The 14,724-nt window shown below is 58.8% G+C and carries 12 protein-coding genes and 1 pseudogene; 4 read left to right on the top strand and 9 right to left on the bottom strand.

The window, feature by feature from the left end:
* Positions 1-82: 82 nt before the first annotated feature.
* The 8 genes from QK296_RS03225 to QK296_RS03190 all read right to left on the bottom strand — a co-directional run bounded on the left by QK296_RS03225 (position 83) and on the right by QK296_RS03190 (position 8,994).
* A complete protein-coding gene (locus tag QK296_RS03225; RefSeq protein ID WP_003187613.1) occupies positions 83-865 on the bottom strand; it encodes a MetQ/NlpA family ABC transporter substrate-binding protein in 783 nt (260 codons plus the stop codon).
* A gap of 106 nt (positions 866-971) precedes the next feature.
* Positions 972-1,898: a sigma 54-interacting transcriptional regulator gene (locus QK296_RS03220; protein ID WP_056782590.1), complete on the bottom strand. Its 927-nt coding sequence runs from the start codon at positions 1,896-1,898 to the stop codon at positions 972-974.
* Between the two features lie 47 nt (positions 1,899-1,945).
* Entirely contained in the window at positions 1,946-2,527 is a 582-nt protein-coding gene (locus QK296_RS03215; RefSeq protein ID WP_003187610.1) for an alpha/beta hydrolase, read from the bottom strand.
* 284 nt (positions 2,528-2,811) lie between these two features.
* Positions 2,812-5,748, bottom strand: coding sequence for a DUF6543 domain-containing protein (locus QK296_RS03210; RefSeq protein ID WP_157255538.1), 2,937 nt, complete (start codon positions 5,746-5,748; stop codon positions 2,812-2,814).
* A gap of 195 nt (positions 5,749-5,943) precedes the next feature.
* Entirely contained in the window at positions 5,944-6,345 is a 402-nt protein-coding gene (locus tag QK296_RS03205; RefSeq protein ID WP_003187607.1) for a biopolymer transporter ExbD, read from the bottom strand.
* Between the two features lies 1 nt (position 6,346).
* Positions 6,347-7,069: a MotA/TolQ/ExbB proton channel family protein gene (locus QK296_RS03200; protein WP_087149709.1), complete on the bottom strand. Its 723-nt coding sequence runs from the start codon at positions 7,067-7,069 to the stop codon at positions 6,347-6,349.
* Positions 7,070-7,094: 25 nt separating this feature from the next.
* On the bottom strand, positions 7,095-7,907 hold the full coding sequence (locus QK296_RS03195) for an energy transducer TonB (RefSeq protein WP_003187602.1): 813 nt from the start codon (positions 7,905-7,907) through the stop codon (positions 7,095-7,097).
* 235 nt (positions 7,908-8,142) lie between these two features.
* The gene (locus QK296_RS03190) at positions 8,143-8,994 is read right to left on the bottom strand and encodes a LysR substrate-binding domain-containing protein (RefSeq protein ID WP_282390641.1); all 852 of its coding nucleotides are present in this window, start codon (positions 8,992-8,994) and stop codon (positions 8,143-8,145) included.
* Between the two features lie 105 nt (positions 8,995-9,099).
* Here QK296_RS03190 and QK296_RS03185 point away from each other — a divergent pair, with 105 nt between their 5' ends.
* Entirely contained in the window at positions 9,100-9,561 is a 462-nt protein-coding gene (locus QK296_RS03185) for a nucleoside deaminase (RefSeq protein WP_057709527.1), read from the top strand.
* A complete protein-coding gene (locus tag QK296_RS03180; protein WP_003187597.1) occupies positions 9,548-10,735 on the top strand; it encodes a CynX/NimT family MFS transporter in 1,188 nt (395 codons plus the stop codon). Before QK296_RS03185 ends, QK296_RS03180 begins: the two co-directional genes overlap by 14 nt.
* Here the strand turns inward: QK296_RS03180 and QK296_RS03175 are convergent.
* A complete protein-coding gene (locus QK296_RS03175) occupies positions 10,706-13,021 on the bottom strand; it encodes a TonB-dependent receptor (protein WP_282390591.1) in 2,316 nt (771 codons plus the stop codon). The two genes, QK296_RS03180 and QK296_RS03175, sit on opposite strands and share 30 nt — an antisense overlap.
* A gap of 155 nt (positions 13,022-13,176) precedes the next feature.
* On the opposite strand from QK296_RS03175, the gene QK296_RS03170 reads away from it, so the two are divergent.
* Together QK296_RS03170 and QK296_RS03165 are read left to right on the top strand one after the other, a co-directional pair.
* Complete coding sequence (locus QK296_RS03170; RefSeq protein WP_282390590.1) at positions 13,177-14,121, top strand: LysR family transcriptional regulator; 945 nt, start codon at positions 13,177-13,179, stop codon at positions 14,119-14,121.
* A 101-nt stretch (positions 14,122-14,222) separates the two neighbouring features.
* A pseudogene (locus QK296_RS03165) lies at positions 14,223-14,683 on the top strand (HIT family protein).
* Positions 14,684-14,724 lie beyond the last annotated feature (41 nt).

Here is a 14,724-nt window from a genome sequence, read left to right as displayed (position 1 = left end):
TCTTTGAGTGTATTTCAGATAAAAAAACGCCGACGCTGTAGTAGCCGTCGGCGTTGAAACCTTGAAGGAGTTTTGGCTTACATCAGAACGCTGGCACCACCGCGCCGTTGTACTTCTTCTCGATGAAAGCTTTGACTTCCGGGCTGGTCAGGGCCTTGGCCAACTTCTGGATAGCATCGCTGTCCTTGTTGTCCGGGCGCGCCACCAGGAAGTTCACGTACGGCGACTTGGCGTCTTCGATGATCAACGCGTCCTTGGCCGGGTTCAGGCCAGCTTCCAGGGCGTAGTTGGTGTTGATCAGGTCGAGGTCAACCTGGTCCAGTACCCGTGGCAGCAGGGCCGATTCCAGCTCTTTGAATTTCAGGTTCTTGGGGTTGCTGGCGATGTCTTTCGGCGTGGCCAAGGCGTTGGTCGGGTCTTTGAGGGTGATCACACCGGCCTTTTGCAGCAGCAACAGGGCGCGGCCGCTGTTGGAGCCTTCGTTAGGGATAGCCACGGTGGCGCCGTCTTTCAGATCTTCAATTTTCTTGATCTTTTTCGAGTAGCCGCCGAAGGGTTCAACGTGCACACCCACCACGGTAATCAGGTTGGTGCCCTTACCTTTGTTGAAGTTTTCCAGGTACGGCAGGGTCTGGAAATAGTTGGCGTCCAGACGTTTCTCAGCGACTTGCACGTTCGGTTGTACATAATCGGTAAAGACTTTGATCTGCAGGTCCACACCTTCCTTGGCCAGGGTCGGCTTGATCAGCTCGAGGATTTCGGCGTGCGGGATCGGCGTAGCAGCCACCACCAGCTTTTCGTTGGCCTGGGCGAAGCCGGCAGTCAGGGCAGCCGCCAGAGCGGTAAACAACAGAACCTTTTTCATGCAATGTCCTTCTAACGACCGTTTTTATGTGAGGTGCCAGCGAAGTGCTATCGCGGCGTGGTGAGGACAATACCTAGATTTTTTATTCCCGAACAATATCTTTTATTCACGTTGATATTCCATTTTGCTCATACAGGAATTTACGCACCGATTCCTTCTCGGCTGGGCTGGCGCTGGCAAAAATTCGTCGTACTTGCTCCAGCGGCGAACCCGCCACCGGCAAGTTCAAATGCTCGGGCAAGATTTCATCGCCACTGCTCACCAGCAAGGCAAAGTGAATGACGTTTTCCAGTTCACGGGTATTGCCCGGCCAGGTGTGTTGCTCCAGCACCTGCTGGGCGGCGTCGCTGATCAGCGGCACCGGGAGGTCCAGGCGCTGGCTGTAGATGCCGAGGAAATATTCGGCCAGGGACAAGATATCCCCCACCCGCTCGCGCAACGCTGGCAGGTCCAGCCGGCCTTCGCTCAAGTAATGAAACAGACGCTCGTGGAACTTGCCCACGGCCACGGCTTGGGCCAAGTCGATGCTGGTGGCGGCCACCAGGCGCACATCCACCGGGCTCGGCTGATGGGCACCGACACGGGTGACTTCGTGGTTTTCCAGGGCCGCGAGCAACTTCACCTGGATCGGCAGCGGCAAGTCGCCAATCTCATCCAGGTACAAGGTGCCGCCGTTGGCCGAGCCGAACCATCCCGCCCGGCTGCTCGCCGCACCACTGTGGCTACCGGCGGCATAGCCGAACAACTCGGCATCGGCATAGGTGGGGCTGATGGCGCCACAGTTGACCGAGACAAACAGGCCAGTACGGTCGCTGCCACGGTGAATGTGCCGCGCCAGCAATTCTTTACCGCTGCCGGTCTCACCACGAATCAATACGGGCAAGGCACGCGGCGCAAGGCTTTCCAACTCTTCACGCAGTTGGCGTGACCGTGGGTCGACGAACACCAGCGCCTTGGCGCGGATGCTCAACGGGCTTTTTTCGGCATCGGGAAAGGTCAGCAACGGCTGGCCAAAGGTTTCATGCAGACTCATGGCAGGCTCCCGCCCCAATCCGCACAGGGACGGGGCGTTGAAAAATATTAGGCGCTGCGCCGAGCGTGGTGCTCGAGGCGATGTTGCAGGCGATAGAGGTAAGCAAACCCTTGCTCCCAGCGCCGGTGGCCGGACTTCACATTGATATGCCCGGCGCCCGACAAGATGCCGGCTTCGGCGCCCCATTGACGCGCCAGGTCCAGAGCCCTGGGGGCGCTCACGGCACTGTCGTTATCGGAGCTGACCACCTGGCTGGGAAATGGCAGCAGGTCAGTTGGAATAGGGGCGAAATTGCGCAGTGCAGGGGCACACGCAGGGCGCTCGACATCCGCCGGAGCCACCAGCAACGCACCGCGTACCTGTCGCAAGAACTGCACGGGTGCGGTGGCGGCCCAGTGGGCCACGGTGATGCAGCCCAGGCTATGGGCGATCAGGATAACCGGCGTACTGTCAGCAGCGATGGCCTCGGCCAGTGCCGCCACCCAATCCTCGCGACGCGGCGTCAGCCAATCGGCCTGCTCCACCCGTGCGCTGTTGGGCAAGCTGTTCTGCCAATGGGTTTGCCAATGATCTTCTGGCGATCCTTGCCAGCCCGGCACGATCAGATAACGAATCGACTCGCTGTGCATGGGTGTGCCCTCCTGCAACGTTTAGCGTTGCAGCTCAGTATAGGGACGACCTTCAAACAGAATAAGGAATAAAAAAGAATTTATTAATAACAAAATAGAATTTAGCCGTGTCTCCCCGCCCACACCTCAGGAAACGCCATCGCTCGCCCCGACACCCAGGTGTCAGAGCGAGACGATGCCCTTCTCTTTGGCGAAGCTGGATTACTTTCCAGATGAGCAATCAGTGGTCACGTTCAAGCGTCCAGCGCTCACTTATTGCTCATGCCGCCAAGCCTATACCCGCATTAACGAGAATGCTGCATGGAGTGCTCCGCCCCGATAGAAACCCCAAACTTATGATTCATCGGCATATAATAATCTCTCAACTCAGTGTATTTTTTTGCATAATTTTCGGGAAGGAGAACACGAGCATTCAAGAGCTCGTTTATTTCATCGACAATCGGAAAGAAACCGTAATTCTCTCGTTCGAGCACATCCCCAAACATTCTCGGACCGGTTATTTCAAAAATCTTTGTTTCATACTCTTTATAAGCCTGTTGCTCTGCGGTTGTCGCTTCCTCAGGCAGGAACGGACGATTTGCCTGCAACCAGGATTCATTAGCCTTGTATCGCTGATAAGATTCTTCCATAAGGGTATCGAGCAAAGGATTGTCGGGATGGCTAGCAAAATTACTTGTATTGAACCCATTGAAGTCCGTGGCAGCGTAAGTAACGGGCGAATTCATCAGAATATCATTTGGAGTGGCTTTCAGCATGACATCGCCTACCCCCTTAGTCAGAACATCGTCAGTATCGAGATAAATACCACCGTATTTTTTTATCAGCGCAACGCGCATGACGTCAGACGAGGCCGATAAATTCTGCCCTTGTCCTGAGCGAAAATACTGATACATCTCCCCATACTTGCCGGCATTGAGTTCTCGAAAAGCCTCCTCTTCTTTCAAATCGTGAACTTCAAGCCCACCCACTCGGTGATCCAGAGCGGATTTTATCTTCTGAAAGGCCCCAGCGTTATTGGCATCCACGTGAACGATAGACTTATACCCCGGGCTTTTCCTGGAGTTCTCAATAATATTTTCGAGCAAATGCTCTGGCATCTCATTGCCTGCCCAAAAATAGTGGATGACTTTTGGCACTTCTGTAGCGGCGGAAGGCAGCGACGGCAGTGGCGGTACTTTCAGTGTTTTATTAATAGTCGAAACCGGTGCACTTTTACTCCCGGCAGTCGCCTCGGCTTTAGTACCACTCAGCCACTTTCCTTGCCCCTTACGCCAATAAAAAATGTCATTCACTTGCCCGTTCTCGTTGAGCCCACGCCAGAGGCGTGCCTCTACGTCATACGTAACTTTTGTACCGTACTGATCTACAAAAACCATGTAGTCTTGCAAGAACATTTGATGGATATCGTCCATCGGAATCGTGAATTCCTCGAGGATCTTCGGAGGCGCAACAGGGCTCATCGGGTATCCTATCTGGCCATTGACACGTCGTGGCGGGTTGAAGTTTGGCCGCCCTTGTTCGGTGACTTGAGTGGGCGCCTGGGCTGCAATATCACCCCCTGCAACAATGCCCTCCCCGGAGACCCGCTCTGTCAGCACCTTCGCAAGCGGCGCCCCCGCATGAGTGGCTAATGGCGGCACGGCGTTCAATACGCCAAAAACGATACGGTCAGCCCCCGTCGCTTTGCCTTTGACGACATCATCAATACCGATGCCTGCCTGGGTGACCCCGGCAGCCAGGAAGAAAATATCCAGCCCTATGGCTACTTCCGGCATGACCAGCGCCAGTGGTGTCATGAACATTGCGACCTTTGTGGCCTCTTCCACACCCTGCAGTATCTTGTTCTTGGTGTAGTCGCCATCGCTGACAATGGCATTGTCGGCATCCGAGTAAGAACGCTCTTTTTGCCGAACCTTGACCGCTTCAAAAGGATCGCCACTTAATGGCTCAACGGTGATAAAACGATCCGGCACCCAGCCATTGAGCCCCGAAAGAAACGCGTTCCCTGCCGCCTGCGCTTCGGACCAATTGGCCATCCCTTCCAAGGTTTGACGCACACCATCTGAAAACGACCTTCTGGCCTGGTCCTTGAGGGAGAAATGCGTCAACAGTGATTCACGCTTTACAGGATCCCTGGCTTGCTCGGCCAGCCACGTTTTCATTTGTTCCGGATTGTCGAAGCGATGGATCGGCGAGGAATTGCCAGGGATGTAAAGCAATGTGAGCTGGGTTTTGCGGTCGGTCACACACATCAAGTCGGTGGACTGAAAGCCATTGATGCTCAGCAGACCGACATCCAGATCCGGGTCCTTGACCGCAGGCATTGTAAAATCCTGGGCGGTCAGCTCGGACCATTCCTTTTGCGCAACAGGCCCCAACGCACGCTGGGCGAGTGCTGCCTCGGCAGGCTTAAGCGAGCCTTCCAAGCGTTGTAGATTGATCGCTTTAACAAAAGAGATTTTACTCAATGATGTATATGAGCCGCTGTGCTTGTCCCAAAAGCTATCAAGGGTATTTTTATACAGTTTAGTCCGGTCTGTATCCCAGACTAATGCTTTAAAATCATCAACGGGTATGGATACCTGAGTATCCGAAGTATAAGGCGCAGCCCCCTGAGCACTCGGTTCCCGGTAAATACCTTGCCGACTGTTTGCCTCTTCGACCCAGCCGTCAATTTTATTGTAAACATACACTACCGGAGAAAAATATTTGGCAATTTTTCGAAACCAACCCTCATTATCCTCAATCGTTACATCTTGCCTGTTCTTCAGCGCCGCCTGTGTCAGTGTTATTTTTTCGACGACGTCTTTTTCGTCTTCCCCATTATCTTTAAATGTAACCAGAAACGTTTTATCGGGATCAAGATCCAATCCCCAGCGCTGCTTTATCGCTGCGGACAAGATTGTTGAAATTTCTTTTTCGGGGGTTATAAAATCGCCAGAATGCTTAATAATATAAGACTCTATATTAGCGTTTTTCTTCAATGTCGAACTTCCGTTGTTCGTCCCCCTGGAGACGCCGGCAGACTCCCCCCCTTTTGATGCACCGTATTTTCTCTGGTAGTCAACCAAACTTGGCGGCTTACAGGCTGAAGGATGTTTGAGACGTGGTGAACCGGAGGGTGGAGAGACCACCACCGGGGAATTTTCTACAGGCTTATCAGTTGACACCTGCGGATTTACAAACGTGTTTACCAGCTGAACAGGAAACCGTATAGGCATGTAATTTCTCCATTAATTAAATTGCTCCATGCACTGCCCAGCATAATCATGTCGTCCAGAATTGCACGCTTGGAAACACTCAAAAACATGTAAATTCTTTTCCTGTGCAACATCCATAAATACCTGACCCTTAAATAAAAAAAGGCCGCACCCTGCCAAGGAAAGCGGCCCAAAAACTGTCGAGATTTTTTGAAACTACCGTGCGGTGATCACCGACAACTTGGTAATCCCCGCGCGCTCGATCGACGCCATGGCGCGCGCCACTTCGCCATAATTCACACCGTCATCGGCCTGCAGTTGCACCCGTACATCGGGGTCCTTGGCCTTGGCCGCCTGCAGGTTGAACTCCAGCAGGTCCGGCTGGATGGCGTCCTTGTTGATAAACACTTTGCCTGCGCCGTCGATGCTCACCACCAGCGGGTCTTTCTGCTCGACCGGCGCTACGGCCTGGGTCTTGGGCAGGTTGATCGGGATGGAGTTGGTCAACAGCGGCGCGGTGACGATAAACACCACCAGCAGCACCAGCATCACGTCCACCAGCGGCGTGACGTTGATCTCGCTCAGCACCTCATCACTGTCTTGCGTGGAGAAGGCCATGTCAGGACGCCTCCTTCACTTTTTGCGGGCTGGCGACGCTGGCTTTGGTCAGTGTCGGATGCAACAGCACGCGGAATGAGTTCTTCTGCGCCAGGCTGTAGAAGTCGTGGGCAAAGTCATCCAGGTCTGCCGCCGTCAGCTTCAGGCGGCGCAGGAAATAGTTGTAGACCAACACCGCAGGCACCGCGACGGCGATCCCCACGCCGGTCGCGACCAGCGCCGCCCCGATCGGGCCTGCCACGGTTTCCAGGCTGGCGGACCCGGCGGCGCTGATCCCCTTCAGCGCTTCCATGATGCCCCACACGGTGCCAAACAGGCCGATAAACGGCGAGGTGCTGCCGATACTGGCAACTACGGCCAGGCCGGTCTCCAGGGAGCGGCGCTCGCGCACGATTTGCTGGCGCAGGGCGCGTTCGAGGCGGTCCTGGTGATTGATCGCCTGGCTCAAATCCGCAGCGTGGGTGGTATCGCCCACCTGGATCGCGGCATAGCCAGCTTGGGCTACACGGGCGGCGGCGCCAGGCTGGGTGTCGGCGAGTTCGGCGGCCGAGTCGAGGCTCGATGCCGCCCAGAACTGTTTGTGAAACTTGCGATCCTGGGCCTTGAGGCGACCGAACTGCACGCCCTTGAGCAAGGCCAGGCCCCAGGTGGCGACCGAAAAGGCCACCAGCAGCCAGATCACCGCGCTTTCGATGGATTCAAGTGGAGATGCCAATGCCATGATGTTTTCCCTCTGCGCCGCTGAATAGTTAATGGATCTTGAAATCGATGGGTACGCTGACCCAGCCGTTCTGGGCCACATCGCCCTGCTTGGCGGGCACGAAACTCCAGCGCTTCACCGCTGCCAATGCCGCGTCATCCAACTGCTGGCGACCGCTGCTTTTTTGCACCTGGATCTCACCCGGTTTACCGCTGGCCAGCACCTGCACGCGCAGCAACACCGTGCCTTCCCAACCGCGGCGCTGAGCCAGTGACGGGTATTCCGGCGCCGGGTTTTTCAGGTACGCGGCGTTGGCCGAAGCAGGCGTCACCGGCTCTGGCGCCGCAGGTGCGGGCGGTGCAGGTGGCGCTGGCGTCGGTGGTGCAGGTGGCTGCTCGACGGCCTTGGGGGCCGGCTTGGGCTCAGGTTTAGGCACGGGCTTGGGCTTGGGTTTCACAATGGGTTTGGGCGGCGCCGGCTTGGCCGCCAACTCATCCACCACCGGCGGCGGTGGCTCGACCACAGGCGGAGGCGGTGGTGGCGGTACAGGCGGTGGCGGTTCAACCACCGGCGGCGCCGGCTGGGAAAATTCGATGGTCATCGGTGGAATTTCCGGCGGCACAATCGGCAGCACCGGCGTGGGTTTCTGGCTCACCCAATAGATCACTGCACCGTGCAGCGCCAACACCAGCAACCCGAGCAAAACCCCTTCGCGGCGGCTGGAAAAACGCTTCGGGGTCTTCTGCAGGCGCAATTGCCCCAACGGCGCGCGATGCGGCCGGCCAAGGTCGACCAACTCACCACTCGGTGCCTGGCGCCACTGCGCCTCGGGTGCACTGGCGGCGGTCTGGACATTGCCCATTGATTCACTCCCTGCGGTTTTGAAAAACCGACGGGGCCTACGTGAAGGCCCGTCGAGGGCTGAATCATCGGGGCCAGACACTTATCTCTTAAAGTAATCTTTAAAGTTATAAATAGAACAAAATTGCATATATAAAACAGCCGTTAACGCCAAAGCCACGGGGTACGTGGCCTGGCTTCAAGCCGTCGTTTTTCAATGCCCTAAAGGCATACAAAATATTCAGCAAAGGTATGGCTCAGTGCGGGTTTCCACTACACAACGCCAGCAACTCATCCAACAAACTCTGGCCCGCTGCGCCCAAGCCACTGCGACCATACAAGGCCAATCGCACGCCATGAACAGCTGGCAAGCCACTTTCTGGGCCGAGTATGCGATGGCCCGGTTGCAACACCCGTTCTGGCAATAAACTGATGCCCAAGCCTGCCGCCACCGCCGAGCACACACTGGCCAGGCTGGCGCTGGAATAGCCGATGCGCCAACGCCAACCGGCACGCTCAAGATGGTGCAGCATGTCGTTGCGGTACAGGCCGCCCACCGGGAAAGCCACCAGCGGCAGCGGGTCACGGCCCAGCGCCGGCGTGCTCAGGCTGTCGACCCAATACAAGGGCTCCGGCCACGACGCCACACAGTCGTCGCTGTCGCCCATCTGCTTGACCAGCAACACATCGAACTCACCGCCCCGGTACTGGCGCTGCAATTCAGGGCCCAGCCCGCTGGTGACCTCCAGTCGCACCCGTGGATAGGCCACCACAAACGCCGATAGCAGCGGCATCAGGCGCTCGGCGGCGAAATCCTCCGGCACGCCGAGGCGCAACACGCCGTCGCTTTGCTGGTTGATCAGCACGTCGGCGGCCTCGTCGTGCAACGCGAGAATACGGCGCGCATACGCGAGCAGACGCTCACCCTCGGCGGTGGCCACTACCCGGCGCTGATCGCGGTCCAATAACTGACAGGCCACTGCGTCTTCCAGACGGCGGATCTGTTGGCTGACGGTGGATTGAGTCAAATGCAGGCGCTCGGCGGCGCGGGTAAAATTGCCGCAGTCCACCACGGCGACAAAGCTGCGCAACAACACGGGGTCGAACAACGTCATCACCATTGCGTTTGCCACTGATTGGCATGTTTATATTTAATTTCAGCATACCCCGGTGGCTGACCATACTTCACCTTTCATCGCGCCCGGGGGCCTTGTATGACCGACGATCAACCACACCTGCAACGCGCTATCGCCTTGGCCCGCGCCAACGTCGCCCAAGGTGGCCGCCCCTTCGGTGCGGTGCTGACGCGCAACGGTGAAGTGCTGGTGGAAGCCGTGAATGAGATCCACCTGACCCAGGACCCCACCGCCCACGCCGAGCTGCTGGCAATTCGCGCAGCGAGCCGGCAGCTGGGTGCACGCCTGGAAGGGTGCGTGATCTATGCCAGCGGACAGCCTTGCCCGATGTGCTTGAGCGCCATGTACCTGTGCGGTGTAGAACGCGTAGTGTTTGCCGCCAGCAACGAAATGGCCGAGCCGTACGGCCTGTCGACCGCAGCCATTGGCCAACAGGTCGGCCTGCCTATCGGCGCGCAACGCCTGCCCATCCAGCACCTTCCCGACGCCGCAATGACTGCGCTGTATCATCAGTGGAAAACCCTGCATGAGCCTGAATAAATCCCTCGCCGGCTGGGGCCTGCTGGTGGTGCTCGGCCTGAACCTGCGCCCCATCCTCAGCTCCATCAGCCCGCTGCTCGGCGAGATTCGCCAGGCCACCGGCCTGAGCTTTCAGAGCAGCGCCCTGCTCACCAGCCTGCCGGTGATCTGCATGGGGTTGGTGGCACTGGTCGGCGTGCGCGTGGAGGCGCGCCTGGGCGAGCGTCGCGGCATCGCCCTGGGCTTGTTGATGATTCTGCTGGCGTGCCTGGCGCGCTGGCTGATGGGCCAGGCTTCGGCACTGCTGGTGACCGCGCTGCTCGGCGGCGCGGGCGTGGCGCTGATCCAGGCGTTGGTGCCGGCGATGATCAAGCGCGAATTCCATCACCGCGTGCCGGTGGCGATGGGGGTGTACTCAGCTTCGCTGATGGCCGGCGGTGGGCTGGCGGCGTTGTTCAGCCCGGTAGTGGCCACGTATTTCGAGCAATGGCAGGCGGGATTGGGTGTGTGGCTCCTGCCGGCGCTGGGGGCACTGCTGCTGTGGGCCTGGCTGCCGCTGGGCGCGGCGCGAAATCCACAGCAGGCGCCTGCGTTCAAAGGGTTACGCAACCGCCGCGCCTGGCTGCTGGCGCTGTATTTCGGCCTGGTCAATTGCGGCTACATGAGCATGGTCGCGTGGCTGCCCGCCTACTATCAGCAACTGGGTTGGGGCATGCTGCCCAGCGGTTCATTGCTGGCGTTCATGACGATTTTTCAGGTGACTGCCGCCCTGCTGATGCCAGTGCTGGCGCAACGCGGTATCGACCGTCGCCCATTGCTCAGCATCAGCCTGTTGGCGCAAACCATTGGCTACCTGGGCCTGATCATTGCGCCGCAGGAATATCCTCACCTGTGGGTGGCCTTGTGCGGCTTCGGCCTGGGCGCCTGTTTCGCCCTGAGCCTGCTGCTGACCCTCGACCACCATCGCGACCCTCGCCAAGCGGGGCAACTGGCGGCGTTCGTGCAAGGCGTGGGCTTTTTGATCAATGCGATTTCGCCGTGGCTGACCGGCTGGCTGCGCGAGCTTACCGGCAACTTTGTCAGTGCCTGGGTGGTGCTGACGGTGACGGTAGTGGCGATGCTGCTGGTGACGCGGGTGTTCAGCCCGGCCACCTATCGCACCGACCTAGAAGTCGTAGCGCCCAGTCACGCCTAAGGTGCGCGGCGTGCCCAGCAAGCCCTCGTAACCGCCGTTACCGCCGGTCCACAGAGTGGTGTAGTAGGTTTTGTCGAAGGCGTTTTTCAGCCACAGCGACACATCCCACTGCCCTTGGTCATAGTCGCCGCGCAAACCGGTAGACAGGTTGACCACCGCATACGCCGGGATCTGCCCGTAGTCGGAATCTTCCACCGTGCCCACCGCCTTGGAACGGAACGCGTAGCTGGCGGTGACATAGGGTTCGAAGCCGTTCGCCAGGTTCCACTTGTACTCGCCGTTGGCGTTGGCGATCCACTTGGAGGCGCCCACTACCTGATGGCCGCTCAAGTCGCAGGACGCCGGCGCACCGGGACGCAGGCTGGTTTCCGGCGGGCATGGCGCATCCTTGTAAGACAGGTACGTCACGTCATTGAAGGAGCCGTTGATGTTCAGGGTCAGGCCCTTGATCGGCACCAGGGTGCTTTCCACTTCCACGCCCCGCGAGCGCACCGAGCCGGCGTTGGTCAGGTACTGCACGCGGTTGTCCTGGTCGTAGGCGTTGGTCTGGTAGCCGTTGACCTGGGTCCAGAACAGGTTGGCATTGAGCTGCAGGCGGCGGTCCCACAACGTGCTCTTGAAACCCATCTCGGCGTTGTTGGCGCGCTCGGTGCCAATCAGCAACGAGTCGGCTCCGGCTGTCGGCGCAGACCCCACCGCCAGGTTCACACCGCCGGATTTCTCGCCATGGGACAGCGTCGCGTAGCCCAGCAGGTTTTCGTTGAAGTGATAACTGAGGTTGAGCAGCCCCGACGGCGTGGCGCTGTATTGCGACAGGTCGCCTGAATCATAGGCCCCGGTACGCCCACGCCGCGCCGTGGCGGCAGGCCCGCTGACCGCCGCGCCACCGACTGGCGCATTGCGCGTGACCCAGGCGCTTTTTTCTTCATAGGTGCCGCGCACACCGGCGGTGAAATCCAGGCGCTCGGTCAGGTGCCAGGTGCCTTGGGCGAACAGCGCGAAGCTGTCGGTGCGGATATGCCCGTTGCCCACACTGCTCACGTTGCTCAGCGCACCGGCAGGCGTGCCGTTCCAGATATCGGCCTTGGGCCCGTAGTAGGCAAAGGATTTGTTATCCAGGTCGGAGCCGAAGTAGTAGGCGCCGAGCACGTAATCGAAGAAACCACCGCTGGGCGACGCCAGGCGAAATTCCTGGGACCACTGCTTATCTTCCACCGAAACCCCGGCGTTATACGACGCCGGTACGTTGAGGCCGTCATCGTTGCGCGGGGTGAAATTCCACCAGCGGTACGAACTCACCGAGGTCAGGGTGAAGTCGCTGGGCAGCGTCCAGTTGGCTTCCAGCGACGTACCGCCCTGGAACACCGTGACGTGCTGGTCGTTGTCCAGGTTGACCTTGCGATGGGTGCCGTCCACCAGGGTGGCGCCTGCCGCGTTGGCCCGGGATTGATACAGGTTGGTGCCATTGATGGTCGGCCCGGTGCTGTACAGCACGCGGGTGCCGGCGCTGGAGTCTTCTTCGTTGTAGTCGCCGATCCAGCGCAGGTTGAAGGCCTCGCTGGGTTTGTACAGCAGTTGCCCGCGAAAGCCCTGGCGGGAGCCGCCGTTCAAATCATGGCCGTCGTGTTCATTCTTGATGTCGCCGTCGCTGCGCGTGCGATAGGCCGAGAAACGCCCCGCCAGATCATCGGTCAGGGGGCCGGAAATCGTGCCCTTGGTCTGGAAATAACCTTCCTCGCCCAGGGAGGTTTCGATACTGCGCTCCGGGGTAAAACTCGGCGCGCGGGTGCTGATATTGATCACGCCGGCAGTGGTGTTCTTGCCGAACAACGTGCCCTGGGGACCGCGCAAAACCTCAAGCTGCTCGATGTCCATCAGATCGAACACCGCCATGCCCGGACGCCCGAGGTAGACGTTGTCGATATACAGCCCCACGCTGCCTTCCAGGCCATCGCTGGCCGGGTTGTTGCCCAGGCCACGGATCGACACGCTGGACTGGCGCGCATGCATATAGGCGACGTTGACGCTGGGCACCAGTTGCTGCAAATCCTGGATGCGATACACCCGCTGGGTTTCCAGGGCCTGGCCGCCGACCACGCTCATGGGCGTCGGCACGGCCTGGGCACTTTCGGTCCGCCGCCGGGCAGTCACCGTGACGGTCTCCAGTTGGCCACTGGCGCTTTCGCCCTTGCCGGCAGGCGCGGGGGTTTCAGCGGCCTGGGCCGGCGACCAACTGGTACTGCCGGCCACCAACATCGCCAGGGGCAAGGACTTGAACAGACTCATAAGCGGCTCCAGAACCCCGGAATACTCGTCGCCTCATATTCCCAAAGGTTATTTATTTATGTTTTTACGAACATTTACTGCATAAGAGATAGCCTTTATAAGGAGTCGACGTAATGCATAGCCAATGCATTTCCCGGATATTTTTGATGTGAAAAATGCATATCGACTTGCGCCAGCTTCGCCACTTCATCGCCCTCGCCGAACAGCGCAGTTTCGTCGCGGCAGCCGCAGCGGTGAACCTGTCGCAGTCGGCGTTCAGCCGTAGCATCCAGGCCCTGGAACACAGTGCCGGCTGCCAACTGGTGGACCGTGGCCGCAAAGACCTGGCGCCCACCAAGCAAGGCCAGGTGCTGCTCGAACATGCACGCCGCCTGGTCAGTGGCGCACAACAACTGGCCAACGAAATCAGCCAGTTCAATGGCCTGGAAGCCGGTGAACTGCGTTTCGGTTGCGGCCCCGCGCCGGCAGCTGGGTTAGTCCCACGTGCCATCGGCAGTTTTATCGGGCGCTACCCCAAGGCCCGCGTGCAGTTCCAGGTGGACGACTGGCAAAGCCTGGGCAAGCGCCTGCTCAGCGAAGAGTTCGAATTCTTCGTCGCCGACACCCGCCACTTCGAAGCCAACCCCGACTACCACACCCACCGCCTGCGCCCGCGCCGTTGGCACTTCTGCTGCCGCGCCGGCCACCCCTTGGCAGCGCACAACAGCGTCAGCGCCGCCGAGCTGATGAGCTACCCGCTGGCAGTGACCATCCGCCCGCCGAACCTTCGCAAAGTCATCGTCGACCTCAGCGGCCGGCCGGATTACCAGCCCAATGTGGAATGCGAAAACGGCTACAGCCTCATGGGCGTGGTACTGCGCTCGGACGCGATCGGCATCGTCAGCGCCAACAGCGACGTGCTGCACATGGCTCGCGGCGAACTGGTGTGTTTGCAGATTGAGGGATTGGACGAAAACCTGGAGGAGCGCTACACCCGCTACGGAATCGTCAGCCGCGCAGGGTATCGGTTGTCGCCGCTGGCGCAGGCGATGATTGAGCAGATCAAGGAGATTGATGAGAGGGACGAGGATGCTTATGCGCTGGAAAATCTTGCGGTCTGACTAAGCGGCTGCCCGTCACCTGCGTGAAGTCATCATTAGATAACAAAGATCACCTACAAGAGGGTCTATAACCTTTTGACCCGCACGAGGAAGCGCGTTTGATGGACTGTATCTTTTGCAGCATTGCCCGCGGTACTGCACCCTCCCACCTCCTGTGGGAAGACCAGACCCACATGGCCTTTCTCTCCATATTTCCCAATACGCCGGGGTTCAGTGTGGTTATCCCCAAAACCCATCACGGCAGCTATGCGTTTGCCGAACCGGACACCGTGCTGTGTGACTTGGTCATCGCAGCCAAGAAGACGGCGAAGCTTTTGGACAAAGCGCTAAAAGGTGTGGCTAGAACGGGCATGATTCTGGAGGGTTATGGCGTCGATCATCTGCACGCCAAATTATTCCCGATGCACGGGACCGGGGAAGATAGCGCCTTCAAAAAATCAGCTCGACCCAGGACAAATATTTTGAGCGTTATGAAGGCTATGTCTCCTCCCATGACGCGGCCAGGGCAGAGGATAAAGCGCTGGCAGGACTGGCCGCTCACATCAGGTCCTTCGCCGGGTAAGCCTGCTCCCACCATTTGATCGCGGGGTGCCAGGTAGATAT

Source organism: Pseudomonas sp. AL10, from assembly GCF_029960685.1.
GTDB lineage: Bacteria > Pseudomonadota > Gammaproteobacteria > Pseudomonadales > Pseudomonadaceae > Aquipseudomonas > Aquipseudomonas lactis.
The sequence above is the reverse complement of the archived record's forward strand: the minus strand, read 5'-3'. Positions and strand labels throughout refer to the sequence as shown.